Raw genomic sequence first — 24,062 nt, 5'->3', positions numbered from 1 at the left:
GCCGCGCCCTCGTCCTCTGCTCCGAGCGACAACGCGGGGCAGAAGCAAGCTTGTCAGAAAGCCACCAACCGATGAATCTCAACCCGACCGGCTCCCACCGATTCTAACGATCTGAGGGACATCCCCGGCAAAGATCCCCCCGTGCGGAACGACGGCACCGGTCCCGCACATTGTGTAATGATGTGCTCCAATCGATCGCGGAATATAGATAGTAGACTGCGGGTAGTGGAACCCATTGCATTGACCAACCCGGTGCGGAGCCAACAAGCCGACGGAAAAAGTCCCGCAGGGCGCGAGTGGCTCCATCGCTGAAACCGAGTCGGGCCACATTCCGGCTCCACATCTCACTTCCGGTTCGGGGAAGATTCTTCGTAAACGCCGGTGCCACCGGGGCCATTTCCTCATGTAGCCATGAAGAACCTCGTCCCACTTCTCACTCTCGCCGTCGCCCTGCCCGTTGGAGCCTCGACCATCGCCACGGACGATTTTGAATCCAACAGCCTGTCCGGTGGAAGCGGCTGGTCGGGATCGTGGTCCACCAACAACAGCTACTTGAACGGCAGCAGCAAGGTTGACGGTTCCTACGCCCTCGGCCTCTACGGGGAAAATTCGACGGCAACTCGTGACGTTTCTCCGTCCCTGACGACCGCCGGGGCCCTGGTTTCCTTCTCTTGGAGCCTCCGCGCGGACTGGGATGCGGTAGCGAGTGGCCAAATTGGGGTCAATCTGCGAGAGTCCAACGGCGACACCTTGGCTACCTTCAAATTCGTGTCGGGAAGCTCCAATCTTCTCGTCAACGATGGAGGAGGTGATTTCGGGATCAGCCAGGTATCGTTTGGTCAAGGAAGCATCTTCGACTTCACCTTCTCCAGCGAGGTCGGGACCAACACTTACTCGTTCAGCGCCACGAAGCGAGGCACCAGCGAGACGTTCAGTGCCTCGAACTACACATTTTCCAGCCGGACCAATGACGGGATCGGCGGAATCCAGTTCTTTGTCACGGCACCGAGTGGCTCAGGGAACGATGGTTTCATTGATTCGGTGTCGGTATCCGCCGTCCCCGAGCCCACCAGCTTCTTGGCCGGACTGACGCTTTACCTTGGACTGGCGTCCCGCCGAAGGGGCGGTAGCAGGTAGCAGGTAGCAGGTAGCAGGTAGCAAGACCCAAGACCCAAGACCCAAGACCCAAGACCCAAGACCCAAGAACCAAGAACCAAGAACCAAGAAGCGAAAACGCCCGCGATCCCCAAAGGAATCGCGGGCGTTAAAATGAAGGTCTTGTCGACCAGGCGTTCTTACTTCCGCCGGCGGCGGAAGAAGGCGAGGCCACCAAGGGCACCGAGGACGGCCATCGAGGGCTCGGGAACCACGGTCACGTTGTCGATGAACAGGCCATTGTCGCCGAAGTCGGTATCAGCACCCTGGGTGAAGTAGAATGCCACATCCAAGTCGTCCGTGCTGGCGGAATCGTAGCCGGTCGGAGTTCCGGAGAAGGTGATCGAACCACCGCCGCCACCGTCAGCGGAGAAGGTCAGGCCGGTCATGTCGAACTGGACGGAGAAATTGACCAAGGCGCCCGGGGAAAAGGTGGTACCCGTGTCCACCTCCGAACCGCCGGCGATGGTGTAGAAAATCTGCCAGTCCGAGGTGGCGTCGTCCGGAGTCACCGGGCGAAGCACCATTTCGAACATGGTCGATCCACCGGTGCCGAGCGTAACGCCGAAGTCATTGCGATCCGGAAACGCGAGCGTCGAATCGACGATCGTGCCTTCGAAGCCGAAGTAGACGCCGCCGTAGGTGCCCACCCCGAGACTGGAGGTGTAGGTGCTGACGACGGAAAAGGAACGGCTGACCGTAAGAGGATCGAACGAGGGAGTGCCGAAGTAGGGCCCGAGGAAGGCACCCTGACCTCCCAGCGGGTTCTCCGCCGTGAAGAAGTAGGGAGCAGGACCGAGAACAGGATCCGTGTCGAGGCTGGGCTCGGATTGGGTCCAGCCATCCACACCCACCGTCGAAGATGGGGGAACGATGGAAGGATCCGCACCGTTGGCGTCCGGATAGAGCACGGGCTCGAAGGTCACGGTAGCGGCGAATGAAGCGCTGGTCAGCGCTGCCATCGCGAGAGCGATTGATGAGTATTTCATAGGAGGAGATCGATGTCGAATTACTGTATGATGCCAGGTTGAGATGTGATGACGGCTATGGATGGAGGTCGCTTAGGGAAACGGGGAAAGTAGACCCCCGGAGCGCCAAGCAGGCCGGACCGCTTTCGCCAAGCCCAGCCATGGAGCAGCCAGAATGCCAAAAACCTTTTTCAAGGTAATCAGACACTCGCTTGGCTGCCGGCCCTAGGGACCGGCCCGGGGAAGGCTGCCCGATGCAAGCGTTTCCCCTGATCAAGGACCAGGGCTGACGATCTTGCCGTTAGGCGTGACGATCACGGTCGGCTTTCCGTTGGTTCCGGAGACACTCGCGCCACGATCGTTCCGGCGGCCTGCTTGAGCGGAAATCACCGTTCCAAGGAGGAACGTGGTCACCGCTGCCGCGACGCCGAGTCGGAATGTGCTTTTCTTCATGCCTAGTTTGGTTCTGGTTCAACGAACAGCGGGCTCCACCCGATTGGTGGAGCACCCTGCTCGGGAGACGTGGGGAGCATGGGACGTGCCAGTAAAAATACCAATCAAAAGTGCCTGAACCGGGTCACATTTTTGACAAGCAGCCTTTCATTAGCAGCCACATCCGCAATTTTTGCTGGCATCCGCCGCTTTCTCACATGAATCCAACCCCAAAGCTCGGCGCGGGCCGATCCCTTTCATGGTTTCTCCGCGGACTCGGCACCGGACTCCAGCCTGGACACCCTCCTTTTGAGTTCGGGGGATTTCCCCGACTGCCGCTTGGCCAGGCTGATGACTTGGGAAGGACGATATCGATAGCCGGGGTGAGCGGCCTGTTGCCGGTCCGCCAGTTCCATCGCCTCCCGCCACAGGGCTTCCGTCCGTTCGACATCGAAGTCATTCCAGAGTCCGGCTTGGGCCATCCGCACGGCGACAACCCCGGGCAACAAAGCCCGCTCGGCGAGAAATGCCTCTTCCACCACCGGCTGCTTGTCGTCGAACTGGAGTGCCAAGCTTCCTTGCAATCGCCGCAGGTCGGGGTCCAGCGGGGTCCGATCGATGGCTTTACCGATCGCTCCCAAGGCCTTTTCCAAGGGGTCCGGCTCCGGTTGATAGTCCTCCCCGGCCGCCTCGGCTGCCTGCATCAGGGTCGCGTCCAATTCCAGAAGTTCCGAAACTTCCTCCCGAGCCCGCTCCGCCACCCGAACGTCAGATGAAGGCCGCTGCCGGATGGCATCCAGAATCGCCCACACCATGGCGGCCACCATCAGCCCTCCGACCAAGCGGAAAACCCAGGTCAACGACACCGGCGGACGAGAGCCCTCGGACCATGGCAGGGCCACGCTGTAGAGACCGACGGCAGCCAGAACCAGTGGCACCACATGGCCCGGAATGTCGAACCAGCCGTGAAAGGCCAGCAACCCCGCCGCCACCAGGCACGCCATCCGCACCGCGCGCGACCTGGCCCGCAGCACCTTGGGCAAGGCCAGGGCAAAGGCCACGACGACCAGAAGCAGGAAGGCCAGCGCGGCGGGCACGCCCGACTCCGAGGCCATCCACAGCCAATCGCTCTCCGGGTGGATGTTGCGCGCCTCGTCCACCACAGCGGCCCGGTCGCGATATTGGGGAAACACGAACTCGAACTGGCCCGCCCCGACGCCAGTCCATGGATTGGCGCCGATCATATCCACCGTATCGAGCATGGTGGGCACGCGGAAATCCAGATCCTCGGCACCCACCGCGGCCTCATCGCCGGCTTCGGCTGCGTCACCCCTACCGCCTGCAACCGCCCCCACTTTTTCGGTCGTTTCCACCAGGCGCTGCTTCACGGTCCAGTCGCCCAGAACAAAGGCTCCGACCAGCGCGATCACGCCCAGCACCACCAGCTTGCGGCCCTGTTTCCCCAGGTACTTCGGACCAAGGCCGATGAAGAGCCCAACGGCTCCCACTCCGAGCAACACGAAGCCCGCTCGGCTGATCGACCAGATCAGGATGGCCCACACCGCCATCAGAACCGCAGCCACGAAGGCCGCCATCCATCCCCATTGCTTTTCCCTCAAACTCTGGATGGCCCCTCCCAGACCCACCGTCACCCCCATCGCCAGCAGGGTGGCGGTATGATTGCGGTTGGCCAGAAACCCGAAGTGCGACGCATGAGGTTCCGCGACCTTCGACAGGATCGCATAGACCGCCACCCCCAGTGCGAATCCTCCCGCCGCCTTGAGCGGCTGCTCGGTGCGCTGGGTCGCCACCCACAGGATCGCCATCAGGGTCATGGCCTGCAGCACCCAGGTCTCCGCGGAATAGCCTGGCTGCACGAAGGCCCGGTCACCGGTGGGCACCCCCGCCGCCTCGATCGCCTCCCGCCAGCCGCTATCGACCCAGCCCCGCCCGAGGAAGAATCCGGCCGCGGAAAACACCAGCACCCCGATCCCCAGCCACCACCAGAGCTTCGGCAGGGCCACCACCGGCCGGAACACCATCATCAGCATCCCCACCCCGCCCAACTCGAGGGCAAAGCGGTAATGCCACTCCAGTCCGGCCCCAAAGAGGCCGAGGCAAATGAGGAAACCGAGGAAGAGGAAAGGCATGAGGAAAGCAGAAATAAAAAAGCTGAAAGCGAAAATGAGGAAGTGCCGGAGAACGAGGGGAAAAGCGGAAATGCTTGGTCCTTGGTCCTTGGTCCTTGGTCCTTGGTCCTTGGTCCTTGGTGCTTCGTGCTTGGAATGAAAGAGGGAGCTTCGCGACCCATTCCCCTACGCGAAGCCAAATTGGCATGGCGTGAGCGCAGCGAGGGCAACTTGGTGCTTGGTGCTTGGTCTGAAAAGCAAAGGCACTTGAGAGGTGACGTCTCGAACGAAGTTCGACAACGGACCACGGACAGGATTGCCAGGTAGGGACGAGCGCCCTCGCTCGACCGGCCGATGGCCTCGCGCGTGGCCAGCGCCATCCCGCGCGCGAAGCACTCTACCCATGCGGCCTGAATCGAGCCAGGCCCCTGCGACTCTTTGACGTGTCCCCGCGCCCGGACGAGCGAGGGCGCTCGTCCCTACCTTTCCGCGCCCTGCATCTTCGCCTGCGGCCTGTCCAAGCAGCGAAGTCCGTCGTCAAATGTCCGTGGTCCGAAAAGGAAAGGCACTTGGGCCTGCGGCCCGTCCTTTGTCCTTGGTCCAATGTCCGTGGTCGGTTCGTGAAGCTTTGCGCTCCGCGCCTTCCACGAGCGGAAGATAGGCAGTGCCAAAGAGCCTGCGCCTGAGGTGCGCCGCGCCCGACTCCAAACACTTCTTCGACGACGGACCAAGGACCACGGACAGGATTGCCAGGTAGGGTCGAGCGCCCTCGCTCGACCGGCCGATGGCGCCGCGCGTGGCCAGCGCCATCCCGCGCGCGAAGCACTCTACCCATGCAGCCTGAATCGAGCCAGGCCCCTGCGACTCTTTGACGTGTCCCCGCGCCCGGACGAGCGAGGGCGCTCGTCCCTACCTTGCGTGCCCTCCGTCTGATCCGTCGGTCAAATTTCGTCCCTTTCGCCCATTTCGTTGTTCCAATCCCCCCCGGGAGCCGGGAGCCGGGAGCCGGGAGCCGGGAGCCGGGAGCAGGGAGCAGGTAGCAGGTAGCAGGTAGCAGGTAGCAGGTAGCAGGTAGCAGGTAGCAGGTAGCAGGTAGCAGGTAGCAGGTAGCAAGGAGCAAGGAGCAAGGCGCAAGGACGACGGACCAAACACGAAGCACCAAGCACAGCGGCGAAGCCGCTTTCAATTTCAGCTTTTCAGTACGCCGTCTTCGGCGGCCTCACCACGCTGATGAAGGTCCAGATCACGATCCAAAGGTCCATGGTCAGGCCCCAGTGGGAAACGTAGAAGGCATCGAGGCGGGCGCGGTGGCGCAGGTCGAGCGGGCGGTTGACCTCGCCCCGGAAGCCCTTGGCCTGGGCCAGGCCGGTGACGCCCGGCTTGACGTAGCGGCGCACGCCGTAGCGCTCGAAAATCTCGCGGAACTGGTAGTCGTGCGCCTCCATGTGCGGCCGCGGCCCGACCACACTCATGTCGCCGAACAGGACGTTCAGGAACTGAGGGACCTCGTCGATGCTCAGCTTGCGTAGCAGGTTGCCGCCCTTGAAGATGCGGTTGTCGCCCTTGGAGACCTGGCGGCTTTCCTCGTCGTTGACGACATGGAGGGTGCGGAACTTGATCACGCGGAACTTGCTGCCGTTGATCCCCACCCGCTCCTGCATGAAAAACAGCGGCCCCTTCGAGTAACAGCCGTGAATGAGCTTCACCAGCAGGCAGAAGACCGGCAGTACGAGAATCACCACCGGCAGGCTCACCCCGATGTCGAAGATCCGCTTGAGCACCCGGTTCAGGGTGTTCTGGAGCGGCTCGGTCGGGGGCGTGAGCACGTCGAGCTGCCCGATCCGCTGGAGGTCGAAGCGACGACCGAAGCGGCGGGTGATTTCCAGCGGCATCCAGCAGCGATAGCCGAGGCGATCGCCCTGGCGCATCATCTTGGCGACCAGATCGTAGGGCATGTGGCGCGGCGGCATCACCACCAAGTCCACGTCGCCCTCCGCCACGATCTTGAGGCAGGCCTCCGGATCCTCGGCGTGATCTTCCATGGCATGCACGCCGCGGATGTCGAGAAGCGAGGACATCGTGCCGAAGCAGCCGCCGACCGAGTCGCACCACTCCCGCGGGCCTACGATCAGGGTCCGCAGCTTCCAGTTTTTCAGGTAGCGGGTGCCGATTTCCGCCAGCAGCTTGAGCGCCTTGGCGTTGGTCACATAGAAGAAGCAGAACACCACCACCCCGTAGAGCGCGAAGAAGGCGCGGGAGATGGTTTGGTCCCGGGTGAACAGGGCGACCAGGATCATCGCGCCGACCGAGGCCACCAGCTGGCGCCGGGAAACCGAACCCGCGATGCGCCGCATCTTCCCGGGACCCGGGCGAAGGTAGCCGGGACGGGCCACGGCCTCGAACATCAGGGCGGTCATGGCCACCATGCCGAAGCGGACGTAGTGTCCCACGGGGAAATGGCCGCCGTAAAAGAAACCGAGCAGCGCCCATACACAGGCGGCGTAGACCAGGGCCGCTCCGATGACCTGAAAGGTCACAAGCAGTTGGTAAAGACCTCGTTCGCGTGAATCGATCATGGCTTCAAAGGAGTGAAAAGTGGGAACGGGCTTTGAGAAGGAGCAAGCAGGGCACCGGCCAGTCCTACGGAAAGGATAGAAGTTGGCCCATGAAGAAGAATCCCTGACGGACTCCACGACATCGAAATGTCTTCATGAGTCTCCGGCCCGGAAATATCAAATGCGTTTGGAAGGTTCTCGAACATGCCTTTGCAACAAATCGGTCACGGCTCGGCGGTGGAGCCGGGCACGGAGCCAAGCGATGGATTCGCCACCACCCCGCCACGGAGCTTTTCCTTCGCCACCAGCAGAGGAAAGTGCCAGAAGGCCTTGATGTAGCGGGGCACGCAGGTCTTGGGATCCTTGAAGGCTCGAAAGGCCCAGCCCAGATACATCCGGTCGGCCCACTTCGGGATCGCCACCTGGCCGCCGGAAAAGAAGGCAATCGCCGCCCCGGTGCAGAGAATGGCCGGGCCACGGTCCCGGCGGGCGCGCGAGGCCTCGTCCCACTCAATCCGCCGCAGGTGATAGGCCAGCTTTTCCTGCCGCCCGCCCGCCAGACCCAGGATGATCCAATCCGGCCGGAACTCCTTCACCTGACGGATCAGTTCCGCATCCGCGAAATCCTCGTCGCTGCGATAGTAGGGTGCCAGGTAGTAGTGCTGCCGCCCGGGGTCGAAGCCCAGCCCGTGGAGCAGATGCCGCGTGCGCGCCCGTTCCTCGTCGTTTGGCATCACCCACAGGATCCGGCGCTGCCGCATGGGGACCACGGCGTCGGTCGTCGCGGCCACCGATTTCTCGATAATCTGCAGCCCGGAAATCCGGCGCACCTTCACCCCCATGCCGCGCAGGGTCAGCGCGCAGTAGCCGCCATCGACCACCGACCAGTCGCCGGCCCGGTAGGCCTCCATCAGGAACGGATCGTCCCCCGCCTGTCCCAGCGAGGGGGCGGAAGGCACCGTGAGAACGCCGCCCCGCTCATCCATCTCCACCAGCAGGTCCTCGCAGCGACCGTTCCAGAAACGGATGCCGAAGGCATGGAGGCAGGCGGGAGCAGGATTCTGGAGCGTTTCACTCATGATTCATTGCCAGCGGGTTACGAGTCCGGGTCGGAGCCGTTGGCGCGATTCGGTCATGGACCCAACCGGAATTCGAAGCAAGTGTTTTCACGCAAAATGTCCGACGCATGGGATCGGGCAAGCAGACGGCGAGCCGTTTAGCGGCTTCGTCGCTGTGCTTGGTGCTTGGTCCGAAGGCAAAAACTGAAACGCTGAAAACTGAAACGCTGAATGCGGCTTTGCCGCTGTGCTCACTGCTCACTGCTCACTGCTCACTGCTCACTGGATGATGGAACAACGAAACGGGCGAAAGGGACGAAATCTGACTACGGATCACACGGAAGACACGGAATGGTAGGGACGAGCGCCCTCGCTCGTCCGGCGCGGGGAAACGTCAGGGGTATCGCGGGTGTTTGGCTCCCTTCGGACTGCGTTCGGTAGGTGCTTCGCCCTTGGATGGGGCTGGCCACGCGCGGGGCCATGGGCCGGTCGAGCGAGGGCGCTCGGCCCTACCTGGCAATCTTGTTCTTCGTGCTTCGTGCTTCGTGCTTCGAACGAGTGAACGCCACCCAAGGGCCTTTCCTTTTCGCACCAAGCACCAAGCACCAAGCACCAAGTACGCGGCGCAGCCGCTTCACACCAAGCACCACGAACCAAGCACCAAGCACCAAGCACCAAGCACCAAGCACCAAGCACCAAGACCAAAGCACGGCCGCAAAGCGGCTGTCCGCCGCGCCGCGCCCTATCCGCACTCCTTGAGAAACACTTCGAAGTCCTTGAGGTGACGCTCAAGAATTGCCTCCAGGATGGGACGCTGCATTTGTTGATAGCTGTGCACCGCGATGTTCCGAAATCCGACCATGTTTTTCATGGCCGTCGCGGTACCCTCGCTCATCATTCCTTTCCCTCGCAAAAGCTCGAAGGCATCCCGGCTGTGCTGGGGAATGCCCAGCCGATTCTCCGCCACCCGGTGCATCGCCAGGTCGATCGCCGCTTCACAAGCGCGCAGCAGATTCAGCACAATGGCGTCTTGAATCGTGAAATCATCAAGCCGTGCGGAATCGTTCCGATACTCTTCACGCACCCTCTCCAGGCATCTGCGGATGATCGCTGCCTTGTTGATCGCGATATCGTCCGTCATGACCAGATTTCCAGAACAGGCCGGCGCTCCTCATTGAGTTTGGCATAGTCCGCGAGGGTTTTCATTTCGAACTGCCGCCGCACTGCCTCGTCCGCCACCTCCAAGGCCACTCCGGTTCGCAGCACCTCCTTCGAAAACACCGTGCTCGCCTCGGCCAGATCCACCAGGTCCACCGTGAACCCGAGCGCGTCCGCCAACCGGTTCGCCAGTTCGAATCGCTTCACCGGGTCGACCCGCTCGCGACTCAGAAATGCCAGGTCCAAGTCACTTCCATCCCGGGCCCGCCCCGTCACCCGGGACCCGAAGCCATAGAGGACCAGCGGCTTCAGCAAGCGGACGATGTCTTCCCGCTGCTTTTCCGAAATCCCGTGGACTTTCATGCCCTCAGACTGCCCGAATCGCCCCATCCGGGGAAGAGTAAAGGAAATCGGAGATGGCTGCATGGGCACGTCCTTGGTCCTTGGTCCTTGGTCCTTGGTCCTTGGTCCTTGGTCCTTGGTCCGTTGTCCGTTGTCCGAAGGCAAAAACTGAAATGCTGAATGCGGCTTTGCCGCTGTGCTCCCTGCTCCCTGCTCCCGCGGTGATGGGAACAACGAAACGGGCGAAAGGGACGAAATCTGACTACGGATCACACGGAAGGCACGGAAAGGTAGGGGCGAGCGCCCTCGCTCGTCCGGGCGGCGGGAGACGACAGGGGGTCGCGGCGGGTTTGCCTCGATGCGGCTTGCAGGCGAAGGGCTTCGCGCGGGGATGGGCTTTGCATGCGCGATCCATGGGCCGGTCGAGCGAGGGCGCTCGACCCTACCTGGCAATCTTGTTCTTCGTGCTTCGTGCTTCGTGCTTCGTGCTTCGTGCTTCGTGCTTCGTGCTTCGAACGAGTGAACGCCACCCAAGTGCCTTTCCTTTTCGCACCAAGCACCAAGTTGCCCTCGCTACGCTCACGCCGTGCCAATTTGGCTTCGCGTAGGGGAATGGGTCACGAAGCTCCCTCTCGCATTCCAAGAACGAAACACACCATAAAGCGGCTCTCCAGCCCACCACGCCTCCCGACCACGGACCTTGGACGAAGGACCACGGACGGGCCGAAGGCCCAACTGCCTTTCCTCTTCGGACCACGGACCTTGGACGAAGGACCTCGGACGCGGCGTAGCCGCCCACCCAGAACGCCCCGTCTCAACTGCCGGGGCCTTTCCTTCTTCCCGACCACGAACGACGGACGACGGACAACGGACAGCCCGCCCACCGATGCACCCACGAACCCACGCCCACAGCGATGAGCCCGGAAGCCGCCCCGAGCCCCCCCCATAGCATGTCCGCCGGATCGCAGTTCCGTCCGGGAATGAAAAGCTGACCCAGCTCCACCACCACCACCAGGTCGGTCAGCACGAAAAATGCCGCCAGCCACCAGGCGAGGTGCTTGCCGGTCACGGTGAGCCAGAGGCCGACCAGCGTCGCGAGCAGCAGGACGGGGATCCCCGTGCGGAGTTGGTCGTGGCGATCCGACCACTCCCCGACCTGCCCCAACCAGCCGATCCGCCCCAGCCGAGGATCGGGGATCCACGACAAATAAAAAAGGAGCAGGGTCAACCCTGCTCCTCCGCTGAACATTATCAGTCGCGCCAGCCTGCTCATCTTTGCCATTTCATCAGCATTTCCAATGCCGGGTAACGGCTACGCCGTTGTCCGTTGTCGAAGAAGAACTTGGAGTCGTGCGCGGCGCACCTCAAGCGCTGGCTCTTTGACGCTGCCAATACATCGCTCGTGGAAGGCGCAGAGCACAAGACTTCACGAGCCGACCATGGACGAAAGACCAAGGACAACGGACGGTGCCCTGCACTCTCAAAGCACAAAGCACAATGAACCAAGAACCATGCACGGGTGCGCAGCACCTCCCGACAAAGGACAACGCGTAGCGCCCACAAAGCACCAAGAACGAAGAACCAAGCAGGCCGCGCAGCCGCTCAAACAAACACCAGCGACGAACTATCAACTTTTCCGCTTCTCCCTCTCCATCTCCCGCTGCTTCAGCACGATGAAGTACTCGTAAATCGATTGCAGGGTCGCATAGGTCACTCCCGCCGTCCCATCCAGAAACGCCCGACGGAGCCCCATCATGTAGAGCCACTTGATCAGCGGCCGACCCGGCAAGCGATAGAAAAACTCTTTCTGATGGAACCGTCGCGCTGTGAAGTCCTTCTCGGTGACAGCTTTGACGAAGGAAAACTCCCCGCCCTTCACGCGGTTCTCAAGGATGGTCTTCGCTTCCAGATCCGCGTAATTGATGTGCCTCTCCAACCAGAAGCCGATACCTTTGCTGAACGGGTAATGGTCGAGGAAACCCTCGATTTCACCGACGGGCCCATCCACGATCGAAACGGGATTGACCAGCCGCTCGTAGCGCATTTTTTCCGGCCGGAATAACCTGAGATAGAAAGGGGAAATCTGGGCGTACTTCAGCCAAGTCCCATCGCCGAAGAAATCTCGGCGTCGGAGACGGAAGGCGCTCTCAGGTGCCTCCGGCGTCCCGGCCGCCAGAGCTGCCTGCCGCAGTCCATCAGACACCCGCTCATCCGCATCAATGTAGAGCACCCAAGGATATTTGAACGGAATATGAGCAAGACCCCAATTCTGGTGGGCGGACCAGTTGTCAAACCTTCGTTGCGTCACCTTAGCCCCCGCCGCTGCGGCGATCTCCGCCGTCCGATCCGTGCTGCACGAATCATACAGGTGGACATCATCGCACCACTCCACGGATTTCAGGCATCCAGGGAGGTCCTGTTCTTCGTTTTTTGTGAGTATTAGTAATGAGACACTCATTAGTGATTATGAAATGTTGCCACGACATCCAGCGAAATCCTCTCGGATTTCGCAACTATCAATGCCTCCTCGCAATCCGGATACCCAAACGCCATCATCAGTATAAGCCGCTCACCATGCGGAATATTCCCAGCAATTCGAATTAGCCTTTCCCGGGCATTACCTACCGCGAGATTGAGTGCGCAACTTCCAATACCCAAGGAACTGCAAGCCAACGCCAGTTGCATGGCAAACAGCGATCCATCAACAAAACTCTGATTACGTGCATTACAACCACTCCAAGCCGCCATATCCGATGTAACCACAAACAGATTTCTCACGCCTTCAGCAAAACCGGAAGCACCTTTTTGAAGTTTCAACAACCCCTGGATGTCATCGTGATTTTGATAACAATGAACTCTTGAAGACTGTCGATTGCATTGGGACGGGGCTCTCTGGGCAATTGAAATCACCCTTTCGACTACCTCGCGCGAAACAATTCGATCATCGAATTTCCGACAGCTATAGCGACTCTCCAAGAGCCCTCCCCCTTTCTCCATCGTTCGCTCCATTGCTGTTTGCGGAAGAAGCTTGGTACCGCCCCGATTTACTAACCCACGGTCCCTACATCTGCTAACGAACCCAACAATACGGCTTTCAAGCTCACCCATCGGTTCTTTCGCATTCATGTGCCACTCGATATACGCCAGCAAAGCACCGTAGGTCTTCTCGATTGGAAATTGATCCCAACTTTCTCTGTAACGATCGCACAAATCCAATAATGCGACAATCTTCTGCTTCCCGAACCTGGGTCTCGGGCTAGGCTGGGAGAGTCCCTTTTCGACTGTATGTGCCAGCAATATCACATCATAGTACATACTTTTTCTCACTGGAGCAAGTGGAGATGCTTTGCTCCATCGACAAGCACGAATGAAGTCCCAAGCATACTCAAATGGAAGAGCTACTAAGCTGCCAATTGTCCTCACATTTGCCATATATATATTTATTTAAAAGATCTCCCTCTTTTTGATGAAGGTGGCAGGATTTCCACCGACCACATTCCACTCATCGACGTTCTTGAAAACAGCGGATCTCGCACCGACTACGGCACCTTCGCCTATAACCACCCCAGGTGCGATGAATGATTCAGCGCAAATCCAAGCGTGATCGCCAATGCTGATAGGCCTCGTAACGAGGGGCCTTCTAAGATCGTTGATCGAATGAGTCCCTGAGCAAAGAAACGTCCTTTGACTCACTGCAACTTTTGACCCTATTTCAATTCGGTCCATCGAGTAACAATCGACAGCATCTCCCAATGCGCAATAGTGCCCTAAGGCCAAATTCCAAGGAGCCCAAATTTTACAAGTAGGGGCAATACGACATCCCTTCCCTATTTTCGCCCCAAATAATCTCAACAGCCAGCATCTCCATTCAAACAAGGCCCATCTTGGGGTGGTTCGAAACAAAAACAGCCATACAATATTCCAAGCAAGCCTGGATAGCTTGTTCTTTACAGGAATACTGTCAACATACCTTGCTTCGCGAAACCTAGGCTCGGTCTCTTTATTCATGCTATCGATTTAGGTGTTGCCGCTAATTCAATCTGCCTAATCAAAAACCTCTCAGAATGCCCGATTTGCCTGCTCAATTTCTCGAAAGCGCTCTCCCAATCAATTGGAATTTCAAGGAGTCCTGAAATTGCTCCTTTATTCACGTCATACACGAGACGCTCGTGAAGACCGACGCTCTTTAAAAGGGACTCCATCCGATCATTCAAACCGACCTTTTTGCCGGGAATCGCTGCAACCAAAAACGGTTTTTTTAGAAGGAGACTAAATAGCGTGCCGTGAAACGAGTTTGTGACAACAAACGAAGACCGCGCGATCAAAGCAAGCCACTCATTGGGACCAGGATGCCTCGTGCTCCCAATCGCCCGCCACCGGCTATGTGGATTTCTTGGAGCCACAACTTCTAAACCCAATTTCGAAGATACGAACTGTGAAATTTCACGTACGCCAGCATCTGTCCTTAGAGCATAACAAAATAAATGTCCCTCATCGTCAACACTTTCCGCGCTGTCAATTAGGTGTTGATAGGAGGGCAACAAAGCGGTGGGATCAACAACTTTGGTGCCCTTCACACCCGAAATCATTCTAACGAGATCGACGCCGCTATCCTCGCGAATAGATATTTCGTCGAGGCCGTCCAACAGCTTTCTAATGTCACACGTCGTCAGCGTCTCGTAGTCTGCACTTCCGAAACTTGCCGCGTATGATATCCTCCTCGGAACCTTTCCGAATTTCAAGAAATACGCAGGGTCGAGGCCGTACTGGACCGAGGGACTCCAGATCTGGTCGCTTCCGCAGATAAGCAGATCGTAATTGTCGCCGATCAACTCCAGCTCACTCAGCTTCGTATACTTTTGACCTGAAATCCCCAAATTCTCTCTCCTGAACCTCTCGAACAGGTGCCGTTGGCGCCGGTTCCCAAACAATTGGGTCCTTAGGTGAGCCTGTTTGAGGTATATCACCTTGAGGTTTGAAAGAATCGCCCGTCTACTAACACTAAACCGAATGTCACCTCCGTGCTCCACGTGAGAGGGCGAATAGTTTATTAAATCCGCACAATACCCGGCCTCCGTTAACCATCTGCGCAATGCATAGGCCTGTAAGGCAGCACCGAAATTATTACTAAAGTGAAATGTTACAATCCCGATTCGCATTCTCTTTATTTCTTTGTAAAAAACACCTGCCAATTTCGTAACTATGACGCCGCCTTACCGAAGATCACTTCTTTATAGGAATCTACAGTACGATCCAATGAGAAGCATGTCTCACTAAGCATCCCGGCCTGCTGGCGATAATCCTCTATCGACTCTCCCATTTCTATGAACATCTCTATGGCAGCAGCGAGTGACTCCTTATTTCTAGCGATCACCTTTCCTGCACGTTCAAGCTCGACTTCAGGCATGTTACAACCCTCCGTTACGATTACAGGTAGCCTTCGAGCGAGAGCCTCCAATACGGCGTTGGGCAATCCTTCGCTCTCCGAGGGAAGAACAAAGCAGTCCGCGCTCGCGAATGCGGATTCCTTTCCGGATCCCTCGACCTCACCAATAAATGTGACGTTCCTGGCTAAACTTAGATCTCCAACTCGCGTTTCGATTGTTCGTCGATAATCCTGATCTGAAAACCGGCCAGCCACCAGAAGGTGCACTTTGCTTCTAACGACTTCACCCATCTCAGCAATCGAGTCCAATAGCAATGCCAGTCCCTTCTTGGGATGAATCCGCCCCAGATATAACAAGACGAAGTGATCGGCCTGGAATCCAAACGCGTCCCGTGCGGAAGCCCTAGATTGACAATCGCCTGTGGGGCGCTCTACGCCGTTAGGAATTCTCAGGATATTGTGATTGAATCCCAGACCTCGGACCCAGTTTTGCTCGGGCAAGCTATTAGTAATGAGGCCCGAAGCTACCGCTAAGTTCCTTCGAACGTAGCACCTCAGTGCCAAGCGCTTCTTCCACCGATTGCGCTTAAGTATATAGGGCTCAAGCATTCCGCAGATTCGAACAAATACGCGTGCCCGATGTGGCCAAGCGTATCGCATTCCGAGCCCGTCATACGGTCCCCATATCCCGGTCAGGAAAACGACCTCCTGCCGCTCAAAGATTTTCTTCATCATCCGCCACGCACCAGGCCACCCAAGAACTCCCGATGGACGGGGCAGGGTAATATGAGTTACCTTGTCAGACAATTGGTGAGAAGGCTCTTGGGTTGCTAAAGTTAGTACCGATACGCTGACGTCTGTCTCATGGGCTAACCTTTCCGCCATCGTAAAAACTTCAAGCGAAGTTCCGCCAGCCGATAGCCTCAAACTTTCTATAAAAAAGAGGACTTTCATTTTCTCTCCCTGTATGCGCATTCTGCTGCGGCCATCGCATTAGTGCCAAACCTGTCTAAACTCCATTCACTAACGCTCTCTACACAATTCTTTGACAGTTTAGCACGATATGCTCCGTCACTCAGGAACTTACTCATTTCTAGTATTAACGCCTCCACGTTATCGAAGGGAAAAATTGCCCCATTCCAACCTTCCCTGACCAAATCCGTCGCACAGCCAACGCGGTCCGAGACGATTACTGGGACCGAACATGCTAGCGCCTCATTGATGACTAGTCCCCACTCCTCCCATAGACTTGGGAGGACGAACGCCTCCGCCGCCGCAAAAATGGAGGGTAACTCCTCAATCTGCAAAAAGCCGAGGCTCACTATACATCGACTCGGAGCCGCTTCCGAGTTGCAGCCAAACTCCTCCCACGGAACCCCAAGCGCCGCGGCATCGGACCTAAGGGCCTCCAATGCAGGACCATCGCCAACCAACACCAACGAAATATCACTGTAAGGGAATCTCTCCAGGATCTCTGAGAAAGCTTGAAGGAGCATTCCCAGATTCTTTTTAGTAACCAATCGTCCTACGTTCAAAAAATAACGTTCGGGCATACCGCCGCGAACTGAGCAAGCGGACCGCCCTTCCGATATCCCGGCGCACCGATCTATGAAAAAGCTATTATCGACCACATCATAGCCTTTAAAAATTTTATTTCGGCAGAACCCGTTATCTACAAGGTATTGACAGTGCCGCGTCCCAGCCACGAACGCGCTATCGAACAGGCCGACCAGAAATCGTTTAATTACTCTCGCGAAACCTCCGCGACGCCCAGACATTTCCCAGCTGTCACACATCAGGACAACTCTGGCGCCAGCAGCCTTGGATGCAAACACGCACATCAAATTCGGAAGTGGTGAATAACTTGGTAAGAGCATTACCTGAATTCCTCTATGTCTAATTTCCCTGAACAGACGGAACCCAATCCTCAATGCCTCGAGCACCCCAGTGCTTGTCCTAGCTAAGGTGATGGTCGGGGCATTGCGTGGCGCACACGGCCTCCAACTATAAACATCGCTTCCAACAGTCAGGCGGAAGCAGACTAACCTCCTAGAAGACTGCTCAAGTTGGCCAGCCAAATTTTCCAACCGAGCGCTATGATAAGGCCCGAAATTCGGAAACAATATTCCCACGTTCTCCAGTGACTTGCTTGGAATAGGCGCTCCATCTTCCATCTTCATCTATTTCATTGACGCGAGTTTATTACAGGCATTGAGAATCCTGTTTTGATATTTTTGTATGATCCGGCGATCGCCTCTGATCTGGCAATTTCGTGACATAAGTTTAACATCGCCAGCGGCGCGCCTGATTGCCGAAACGCACTTTGGGGGAAGTTTCGATCCCCTATAATGTCGTTCTACACAATAGCCCTTCCTAGCAAGCCCTCTGGCTACCCCAACCTCCAACCGTCGAAGCTTCTTTCTAAGCGGAATAGGCATAGCGTAATGCTCGCAACGCTCCACCTCTAGGGAATCGAAGAAATCGCCCCACTTGCTCCGATCTATCTCACATGAAAGCGCAATGGGCACGAAGGGAACATCGTATGCCGCAGCAACAATTGCAGCGTGCAACGACTCCGCCATAACAAGGTCGGCACCCTTTATGGTCGCGATGTAGTCGTCAATTCGGGTCAGTCCCGGATCCAATACAAACAGTTCGTCATTGGATATGGAGGCCAAATCCCAAGCCTCCGTAGTCTTGTGATGCGGTGCGATTACGGATCGTCCTCCGCCAAGATCACCTCCAGTATTTAAGCAATCTATCAATGGCAAGAAAAGGGCCGGATCTCCTATAATTAGGTCGTCCCGATCTTCTAAGCCTAAAGCCAAAGCTGTTCGCGGACCACGCACCCCTAACACGGTAACGGATTGTTGATTCCAATCAATTTTATCGCCGTAGCCGAAGCCGGACCCAAGAATAACTGCGCGCTCAATTCGGCCCCGATTGGAGTTGAGCAGAGTGCCTATACCGTAGAGCTTGATATCGGGCAAAATATCAAGGTGATTTGGGACCATTGCCTGGAAGAAGGGCAGATTCAAGTCGTCCCCGAAGTTTCCCCGCCAATCCCTATAACACATAAGTTCCATATTTAACTATTTAAGCTATTTTCGAAAGTGCCTCCTCGAGTCTCGCTTTCCATGCTTCCTCAGAAAAGTAATGAGCTAATTCCCGGCTTGATTTAGCCAACTCATCTCTCCGTCTCCTGTCCATAAGGATTGTTCTCATTCCCTCTTCAACTGTGATCGAACTTTCTGTTGAGAGCCAGATCACACCGGACCCACCGATATTTGGTGTGCCAGATTGAGGTGACACCAAAAGAGGCAAACCGTAACATGCAGCCTCGGCAATTACACTAGCAAAGCCTTCCGATCGAGACGGCAAGATGAAGGCATCAGCCTGCAGATACTCATTCTCTAGTTCGTTGCGGTCGAGATTTCCCAGAGGGGTCAATCCATCTGGTTCACAGCCGAAGAGGTCAATCAACTGCCCCCTGTTTAGTCCAGCAATTCGCACTTCCGCGCAGGGAAAGGTACTCTTCACCTTTGGAATGGCCTCTTTGATAAGATCCAACCCTTTCCGTAATGCCTCACGCCCAACAAAGAGGAACCTTCCTTCGATTGTTTCGTTCCCGCTTCTTACCTGAGCTTGCCCCATTGTGCTTCCATAAGGTACAATTTCAAGTTTTCCCTCAGAGTCCGGAAACATTTCCGCTACTCCCCGGGCGACGAATTCCGAAGGGCAAAGAATTAAAGTTGCATTCCTTACGGTGCGTTCATACGAAATACGCTCTAAATCAAGGTAATCTCGGTAGACTTTGCGCATCGTACCTGAAATGTCTCTTTCCAAAATCCAAGCAGTTTGCGGATTGATGAATACGTCAACGATCGATCTTGCCCCCATTGATACCGACCATTCAACATAGTCTTGAAATTCCCGGCTGAAGGTGTAGATGATAGATGGAATCTTACCTATTCGTCTTCTAGCTGCGATCGAAGCTATTTTGGAGCGAATTAAGTTTCTCTTGAGAACATCAAATGAATTCTCTCCACCTCGCTTCCAAATTAACTCAGAAAGTGAGATTGCGTCACATGATTTTATCTTTTCTGGTGGCACTCCGCGTATGCTCCTTTCTGCAAGTCTCGCAGCTTTACTTGGTCGAAACATACGCGGAATCCTGCTACATACCATCCCAAGCTTGCTCGCCCCGCAACTGTCCGTGAATAGCACGTCCAATCTGCCGAGTTCATTAATAATTCTCGGTATAGCATATTGGTGTCTTGCGCCAATTTGCAGCACTTGAATATCCTCATTCATCATTTTGCTCGCTCTTGGCACTTCAAATTCCCGTTACTTTCCTTGTGCATTTTCTTCGAGGCATTGGACGAGGGCGCTCGGACCAGCTTCCCCCCAATAACTAGTACTATTACCAACATCATCAATGGGTAACCCATATTCAAAAATGTCCCGAATGCACGAAATCCCCACAGGGCGAAGAATACCGAAATCGCCTGGACCCCTACACGAAACGTAGTTAATCTCCTCGCTCTCAGGAAATGAATATCGGTATAACTTTGTAAAAATGAATAAATTGCCGCGATGACAACCAGGCCCCATATCCCACCCATTTTATAGAACTCACCAACCACTGTACATGAAATACTGCTAGTCCCAACCTGAAGCGGACCTGAGTTATAAATTGCATCAGCATTCCTAGCACTCAGATCACCGTCATGATGAGATGGCTTGTCTTTCCACAACGCTCGAGGGATCGGGTTCACCAGATCAATAAATAGACTATTGAATCCATCATAATCGATTTGTTTGGGAATTCGATCTACAATGAGGCAAAGAAAATAGAGATTGTTGTCGCGATGCGATTCCAATGGATTGAACGTAGTAATCTCCCTATTTTTGACCGCCGTCCCTGGTCTTATGTTATCCCTACTCAATAGTTCCAAAAGGTTACCTCTTTGCCTAACCTGCAGCTCCATTATGCCAATCAATAAAAAGAAGCTTACTAGCGCGATGATTGCCGCTACATATCCTCTATTTCTTACTCTGAATATCAGGAGCCCCAAGGGACCGGCTACAATTTGAATGAATTGACCTCTTGATCCGCCCAAGAGGTAGAACCCGATCACCATTAACCCAAAGCAAGTCGCGATCCAAGGGATTACAGGGTGATTCTGCTGCCTTAAATGCGAATCAAGAGCCATTGCGGAAACTAGAGGCACCAGCTGGAATGCCCACATCAGAGGGAGATAGAAGGAGTTGCTTCCACCTACCGAAGTCACACGAAGCAATACACCCATCTCACCCCCCGTGCGGCCAGCTGTCAATGACCACCATAATTGCTCCAAGGATTCGTAGCGCTGACCGATAATGGCGATGGGTATCCAAAACATCGCGATTGCAGCGAGCCCCAGCAAAGAGCTTTGTGGGTCGGGTGCCCAAATGTAGGCGGAACGATGAAGTGCTTTTGACGTAGTTTTTAAGAAGAATCGATATAGGCAGTTGAAAATTGCGCTGTAAACATTCGCCCATATAAATCCGCCGATTCTGACGGCAGGAGAAAGAAGCTCCTTAGCGTCTCTTCCGCTCAGCACTCCTTCAAGATGAAGGAACCATATCGGGGCGAGATTGGCTATTACCAACGCTGAGAGGAGTAGCTTAAGGTCGCGCTTTAAAAGCACGGAAATTGTAGGGTAGAGACAAAGCCCGACGCTCATATACCCGACGATATTCGAAGCACCTTCAGATTCGGGTAATAATAATTTGATGAGGAATCCTACCAGTGATACTCCAGCTGCAGCCGCAGCTGTCCGACCCGCCAACGAAGCGAAAAATCGCTCCGATCTTCCTTCCGGCGACCTTGGTTGGCCGAATGACTTTTTATGGATCTGTCTTAGCAAGGTTCGCGGTATTTTAGTCGTTCGTTTAGTATCTCGTTGTGCGCCCCCCCGAATTACTCAATTGTATTTTTGCACGCCCGCTAGACAATCAAAGGAGTTCATCCAATTATACGTCTTGCAATGCGACAAGACACTTTTTTATTGCGGCGGCCTCAGAGCCGGGATGCCGCTGAGTTTCTGTCCGAAAAAACTTGTCGAAATCGGCGTTGATCTGCACACTCATATCCTCGAAGTTCATTGCGTTAACGATGTATCCCTTTAAGGGGATCAATGCCTTCATTTTTTGGACTTCCACCCCCGTTCAAGGTGCCCCTAGCGGATGCAACCTCCAGAGTGAACGGAATTTGTCGTGCGTCCACGTCGAAGAGCCATTTTTTCACTGCCGCAGCTGCACTTGGGGCCTTATTCTCCGACAAGCTCTCTTCAATACACTGAACACATCTCGGGTCATCTGCGATACAGTAACTTGCAACTTATCTGCAGTGCTCCGTATGATAGCTAGAGCCATCAGAGAATCAAAAGCCACCGCGCCCACACACATTGCAACAACGCTTGCATCACAAACCTTGGCCCACATCCAGGCCACCAAGAGGGAAACTCCAGCCGCAATACATCCTACAATATTTAGAAACCAAGGGAAGTTCAATGCCCGTTGGTATTCTCCCGAGATCCACCATACCGAGAAGGGAATCAACGATAGTGGTAGAACGTGCCACACTTCCTTCGGTGCCACCATCTTGCCTTGGGTCCATATGTTGAAAATCTCTCCTCCAAAAGCGAATAACGAGCCAGCGATTATTATTGCGATACCAAGGGATATTAGTAACGACTTCGAATAGAGTATCCTATTTTGCGCCAGACGATCATGAGAGGCGTTTCTCTGGAACTCGGGTCCACAGGATTGACTCACTAGTTCCAAAGTTTGGTTGCCAATTCGGTTAATGATTCGAAGAGATCCCCACACTGCGGCACCAGGCGCTCCAAACAGAGCTTTTGCGAGCACAATTGATCCCTGGAAGAGTAGCGCTTGCCAGAGCGGGCTTAGCTGATATCCTACGCCTTTTCCCATCAGATTCTTAATCTCCACGATGTCGACGGGCACCACTTCCAATAGTGGGCACTTCCTCCTTTTAAGAATTACATAATAACCCAGCGCCCAAACAAGAGCCCAAACTGCGCTGCTAACCGTCACCGCCAGGGCACGGCCGCCTGCGATTGGTATTGTAAAATACAGAAGAATTTCGACGCCTACTAGAATCTGGGTCAGGTGCATCCCGGTGTGGGCTTTTCCGATGGAATTCCACCAACCTTGCAACGGCTGTGACGCCATTTTCACAAAATTCGGCACTAAAAGGGAAATCAGAATCCAAAATCCATATGGTATCCCCGCCAATTCTTGCCCCTTGAATGTTGCCCAACATGCTATAATTGTAACTAATACAATAAATACCACGCTGATTCCTGCAATCGCACTGATAAACGTTTTTGCGTTATCAGTGCGTTGGGCCACCGGACGAGTTGCTATTTTTGCGGCTGCCGAGCTCCCCAAACCCAGGTTTGACATCGCCATGAACGACGGTATGGCACTTAACACGAGCCAGTTACCATAATATTCCACCCCCCAGGCGTGGATAAGAATAGGGACCATCAGAAGCTGACGGAGCGCCATCAGGCCACGACCTAGGAATACTGCCGCAATTGTTCGCTTCAGATTACTCATCTATGTTAAGTATCTTATATGATCCGTTAGTGAGGTTTTCGCGTAGATTGATGGGAGATTTGATTTGCCCTATTCTCCTGCGGCTTGAGAGCATATTTTGAGAGCTCTTACTGGGTTTTTGTTTGCGGGATCGTGATCGCAGTGTCAGGCCGGGTGCTACAGTAAGTGAGGAATAGGGAAACTTGAACCACGGAATACGCGGAAGACACGGAAGGGTTGCGCGCCCTTTCGCGGCGGTGTTGTTCTTTGTGCTTGGATTGAAGAAGCGAGTTGAAAACTCGTTCTCCGTAGCGGCTGCGCCGCTGTCCTTGGTGCGGAGCTGCTCTGCAGCTGAACTTCGTGTCTCGTGCTTGGAATGCAGAGGGAGCTTCGTGACCCATTCCCCTACGCGAAGCCGAATTGGCATGGCATGAGCGCAGCGAGGGCAACTTGGTCTTTGGTCGCAGGCGGGATGCCGAAGGTCTTTAGGTCGAAGGTCGGCGATCAGGCGCTCTCGTCGGGCGGTCGAGTCGACTTGTCTGGCGTACAGGTCCACCTGTCGGGCGCACAGGTTCACTTGTCAGGCGTGCAGGTCGACTTGTCGGGAGTACAGGTCCACTTGTCGGGCGTACAGGTCCACTTGTCGGGCGTACAGGTCCACTTGTCGGGCGTACAGGTCCACTTGTCGGGCGTGCAGGTCCACTCGTCAGGCGTACAGGTTCACTCGTCAGGCGCACAGGTCCACTTGTCAGGGCTGCAGGTCCGGGTGTCCGGTGAAGACATCGACCTGTCGGAGGCCGACTTGGCCCTTTATGCGGACGTCGCAGCGTGGATTTCCACCCTGGGATGCCGCTGGCGGGGAGACTCTGGCCTCGGCGGATTTCGCAAAAATCCTCCGATTCTTCGTCGTATCGCGAAGAAATTTCAAAAAGCTCTCTGAGCGGAGAAGGACGGTTGGCCGTCTTCCGGGTGCCTAAGGAGAGGATGGGTTCTAACTTTACGCTCCGACGATAGAAATCCTTTCGAGGTTTGCAACTTTAAAGATGTTTAAAAGGGCATGGCGATGAATCCCCTATCCCTGCAAGGATTTCAGGCGAGGTGCCGGCGCCATCCGGGGCCACGGCCTCTGACGTCCGCACGCGAGATCGGTCCCGACGGTGGTGGGACCGGGTCCGTTCCATGCTTCGACGACCGGTCGCAAATGCCACAAATCCAGCGACTTGCAAGTTTTTGAAATAAAAGAAAGGCTTGCCTTGTGGGTCGGAATC

The 24,062-nt window shown here is 55.7% G+C and carries 19 protein-coding genes; 1 reads left to right on the top strand and 18 read right to left on the bottom strand.

All coding sequences use genetic code 11. The features are described from left to right. The first annotated feature begins 411 nt into the window (after positions 1-411). Positions 412-1,137 (top strand): hypothetical protein, encoded by a 726-nt coding sequence (locus tag ABXH26_RS14500; RefSeq protein WP_353567801.1) that lies wholly within the window; start codon positions 412-414, stop codon positions 1,135-1,137. 158 nt (positions 1,138-1,295) lie between these two features. On the opposite strand, the gene ABXH26_RS14495 is transcribed toward ABXH26_RS14500, so the two are convergent. The 18 genes from ABXH26_RS14495 to ABXH26_RS14410 all read right to left on the bottom strand — a co-directional run bounded on the left by ABXH26_RS14495 (position 1,296) and on the right by ABXH26_RS14410 (position 22,815). Further along, positions 1,296-2,144, bottom strand: a complete 849-nt coding sequence (locus tag ABXH26_RS14495) for a PEP-CTERM sorting domain-containing protein (protein ID WP_353567800.1) — start codon at positions 2,142-2,144, stop codon at positions 1,296-1,298. Between the two features lie 252 nt (positions 2,145-2,396). Beyond that, positions 2,397-2,576 carry a hypothetical protein gene (locus tag ABXH26_RS14490; RefSeq protein ID WP_353567799.1) on the bottom strand — a complete coding sequence of 60 codons (180 nt, stop codon included), beginning with the start codon at positions 2,574-2,576 and terminating at the stop codon, positions 2,397-2,399. A gap of 236 nt (positions 2,577-2,812) precedes the next feature. Then, positions 2,813-4,705 carry an O-antigen ligase family protein gene (locus ABXH26_RS14485; RefSeq protein WP_353567798.1) on the bottom strand — a complete coding sequence of 631 codons (1,893 nt, stop codon included), beginning with the start codon at positions 4,703-4,705 and terminating at the stop codon, positions 2,813-2,815. A 1,175-nt stretch (positions 4,706-5,880) separates the two neighbouring features. Beyond that, a complete protein-coding gene (locus ABXH26_RS14480; RefSeq protein ID WP_353567797.1) occupies positions 5,881-7,260 on the bottom strand; it encodes a sugar transferase in 1,380 nt (459 codons plus the stop codon). A 203-nt stretch (positions 7,261-7,463) separates the two neighbouring features. Further along, complete coding sequence (locus ABXH26_RS14475) at positions 7,464-8,318, bottom strand: WecB/TagA/CpsF family glycosyltransferase (RefSeq protein WP_353567796.1); 855 nt, start codon at positions 8,316-8,318, stop codon at positions 7,464-7,466. 721 nt (positions 8,319-9,039) lie between these two features. After that, complete coding sequence (gene hepT / locus ABXH26_RS14470) at positions 9,040-9,438, bottom strand: type VII toxin-antitoxin system HepT family RNase toxin (RefSeq protein WP_353567795.1); 399 nt, start codon at positions 9,436-9,438, stop codon at positions 9,040-9,042. After that, positions 9,435-9,818, bottom strand: coding sequence for a type VII toxin-antitoxin system MntA family adenylyltransferase antitoxin (gene mntA, locus ABXH26_RS14465; protein ID WP_353567794.1), 384 nt, complete (start codon positions 9,816-9,818; stop codon positions 9,435-9,437). The genes hepT and mntA overlap by 4 nt, the downstream gene beginning before the upstream one ends. 793 nt (positions 9,819-10,611) lie before the next feature. Further along, entirely contained in the window at positions 10,612-11,004 is a 393-nt protein-coding gene (locus ABXH26_RS14460; RefSeq protein WP_353567793.1) for a VanZ family protein, read from the bottom strand. A gap of 420 nt (positions 11,005-11,424) precedes the next feature. Further along, a complete protein-coding gene (locus ABXH26_RS14455; RefSeq protein ID WP_353567792.1) occupies positions 11,425-12,255 on the bottom strand; it encodes a glycosyltransferase family 2 protein in 831 nt (276 codons plus the stop codon). Continuing rightward, positions 12,255-13,112, bottom strand: a complete 858-nt coding sequence (locus ABXH26_RS14450; protein WP_353567791.1) for a nitroreductase family protein — start codon at positions 13,110-13,112, stop codon at positions 12,255-12,257. The genes ABXH26_RS14455 and ABXH26_RS14450 overlap by 1 nt, the downstream gene beginning before the upstream one ends. Positions 13,113-13,241: 129 nt before the next feature. After that, complete coding sequence (locus ABXH26_RS14445) at positions 13,242-13,523, bottom strand: LbetaH domain-containing protein (RefSeq protein ID WP_353567805.1); 282 nt, start codon at positions 13,521-13,523, stop codon at positions 13,242-13,244. A gap of 278 nt (positions 13,524-13,801) precedes the next feature. After that, positions 13,802-14,956, bottom strand: a complete 1,155-nt coding sequence (locus ABXH26_RS14440; protein ID WP_353567804.1) for a polysaccharide pyruvyl transferase family protein — start codon at positions 14,954-14,956, stop codon at positions 13,802-13,804. A gap of 41 nt (positions 14,957-14,997) precedes the next feature. Further along, positions 14,998-16,137, bottom strand: coding sequence for a glycosyltransferase (locus ABXH26_RS14435; protein WP_353567790.1), 1,140 nt, complete (start codon positions 16,135-16,137; stop codon positions 14,998-15,000). Beyond that, positions 16,134-16,736 (bottom strand): glycosyltransferase family 4 protein, encoded by a 603-nt coding sequence (locus tag ABXH26_RS14430; RefSeq protein WP_353567789.1) that lies wholly within the window; start codon positions 16,734-16,736, stop codon positions 16,134-16,136. The genes ABXH26_RS14435 and ABXH26_RS14430 overlap by 4 nt, the downstream gene beginning before the upstream one ends. 627 nt (positions 16,737-17,363) lie before the next feature. Then, the gene (locus tag ABXH26_RS14425) at positions 17,364-18,221 is read right to left on the bottom strand and encodes a polysaccharide pyruvyl transferase family protein (RefSeq protein WP_353567788.1); all 858 of its coding nucleotides are present in this window, start codon (positions 18,219-18,221) and stop codon (positions 17,364-17,366) included. A 58-nt stretch (positions 18,222-18,279) separates the two neighbouring features. Continuing rightward, positions 18,280-19,497, bottom strand: coding sequence for a glycosyltransferase family 4 protein (locus ABXH26_RS14420; protein ID WP_353567787.1), 1,218 nt, complete (start codon positions 19,495-19,497; stop codon positions 18,280-18,282). Then, positions 19,497-20,912 carry a hypothetical protein gene (locus tag ABXH26_RS14415; RefSeq protein WP_353567786.1) on the bottom strand — a complete coding sequence of 472 codons (1,416 nt, stop codon included), beginning with the start codon at positions 20,910-20,912 and terminating at the stop codon, positions 19,497-19,499. Before ABXH26_RS14415 ends, ABXH26_RS14420 begins: the two co-directional genes overlap by 1 nt. 559 nt (positions 20,913-21,471) lie before the next feature. Beyond that, complete coding sequence (locus tag ABXH26_RS14410) at positions 21,472-22,815, bottom strand: lipopolysaccharide biosynthesis protein (protein ID WP_353567785.1); 1,344 nt, start codon at positions 22,813-22,815, stop codon at positions 21,472-21,474. Between the last annotated feature and the right edge of the window lie 1,247 nt (positions 22,816-24,062).

This window comes from Haloferula sargassicola (genome assembly GCF_040362925.1).
GTDB classification, from domain to species: Bacteria; Verrucomicrobiota; Verrucomicrobiia; order Verrucomicrobiales; family Akkermansiaceae; genus Haloferula; species Haloferula sargassicola.
Note: the sequence above shows the minus strand (reverse complement) of the source record. Positions and strands in the feature narration are given on the sequence as shown.

What these genes read in the sequence shown, in the direction of transcription:
- ABXH26_RS14500 (WP_353567801.1), top strand. Translation starts at nt 412, where the DNA reads ATGAAGAACCTCGTCCCACTTCTCACTCTCGCCGTCGCCCTGCCCGTT.
- ABXH26_RS14495 (WP_353567800.1), bottom strand. Translation starts at nt 2,144, where the DNA reads ATGAAATACTCATCAATCGCTCTCGCGATGGCAGCGCTGACCAGCGCT.
- ABXH26_RS14490 (WP_353567799.1), bottom strand. Translation starts at nt 2,576, where the DNA reads ATGAAGAAAAGCACATTCCGACTCGGCGTCGCGGCAGCGGTGACCACG.
- ABXH26_RS14485 (WP_353567798.1), bottom strand. Translation starts at nt 4,705, where the DNA reads ATGCCTTTCCTCTTCCTCGGTTTCCTCATTTGCCTCGGCCTCTTTGGG.
- ABXH26_RS14480 (WP_353567797.1), bottom strand. Translation starts at nt 7,260, where the DNA reads ATGATCGATTCACGCGAACGAGGTCTTTACCAACTGCTTGTGACCTTT.
- ABXH26_RS14475 (WP_353567796.1), bottom strand. Translation starts at nt 8,318, where the DNA reads ATGAGTGAAACGCTCCAGAATCCTGCTCCCGCCTGCCTCCATGCCTTC.
- hepT (WP_353567795.1), bottom strand. Translation starts at nt 9,438, where the DNA reads ATGACGGACGATATCGCGATCAACAAGGCAGCGATCATCCGCAGATGC.
- mntA (WP_353567794.1), bottom strand. Translation starts at nt 9,818, where the DNA reads ATGAAAGTCCACGGGATTTCGGAAAAGCAGCGGGAAGACATCGTCCGC.
- ABXH26_RS14455 (WP_353567792.1), bottom strand. Translation starts at nt 12,255, where the DNA reads ATGAGTGTCTCATTACTAATACTCACAAAAAACGAAGAACAGGACCTC.
- ABXH26_RS14450 (WP_353567791.1), bottom strand. Translation starts at nt 13,112, where the DNA reads ATGTACTATGATGTGATATTGCTGGCACATACAGTCGAAAAGGGACTC.
- ABXH26_RS14445 (WP_353567805.1), bottom strand. Translation starts at nt 13,523, where the DNA reads ATGGACCGAATTGAAATAGGGTCAAAAGTTGCAGTGAGTCAAAGGACG.
- ABXH26_RS14440 (WP_353567804.1), bottom strand. Translation starts at nt 14,956, where the DNA reads ATGCGAATCGGGATTGTAACATTTCACTTTAGTAATAATTTCGGTGCT.
- ABXH26_RS14435 (WP_353567790.1), bottom strand. Translation starts at nt 16,137, where the DNA reads ATGAAAGTCCTCTTTTTTATAGAAAGTTTGAGGCTATCGGCTGGCGGA.
- ABXH26_RS14430 (WP_353567789.1), bottom strand. Translation starts at nt 16,736, where the DNA reads ATGCCCGAACGTTATTTTTTGAACGTAGGACGATTGGTTACTAAAAAG.
- ABXH26_RS14420 (WP_353567787.1), bottom strand. Translation starts at nt 19,497, where the DNA reads ATGAATGAGGATATTCAAGTGCTGCAAATTGGCGCAAGACACCAATAT.
- ABXH26_RS14415 (WP_353567786.1), bottom strand. Translation starts at nt 20,912, where the DNA reads ATGAGCGTCGGGCTTTGTCTCTACCCTACAATTTCCGTGCTTTTAAAG.
- ABXH26_RS14410 (WP_353567785.1), bottom strand. Translation starts at nt 22,815, where the DNA reads ATGAGTAATCTGAAGCGAACAATTGCGGCAGTATTCCTAGGTCGTGGC.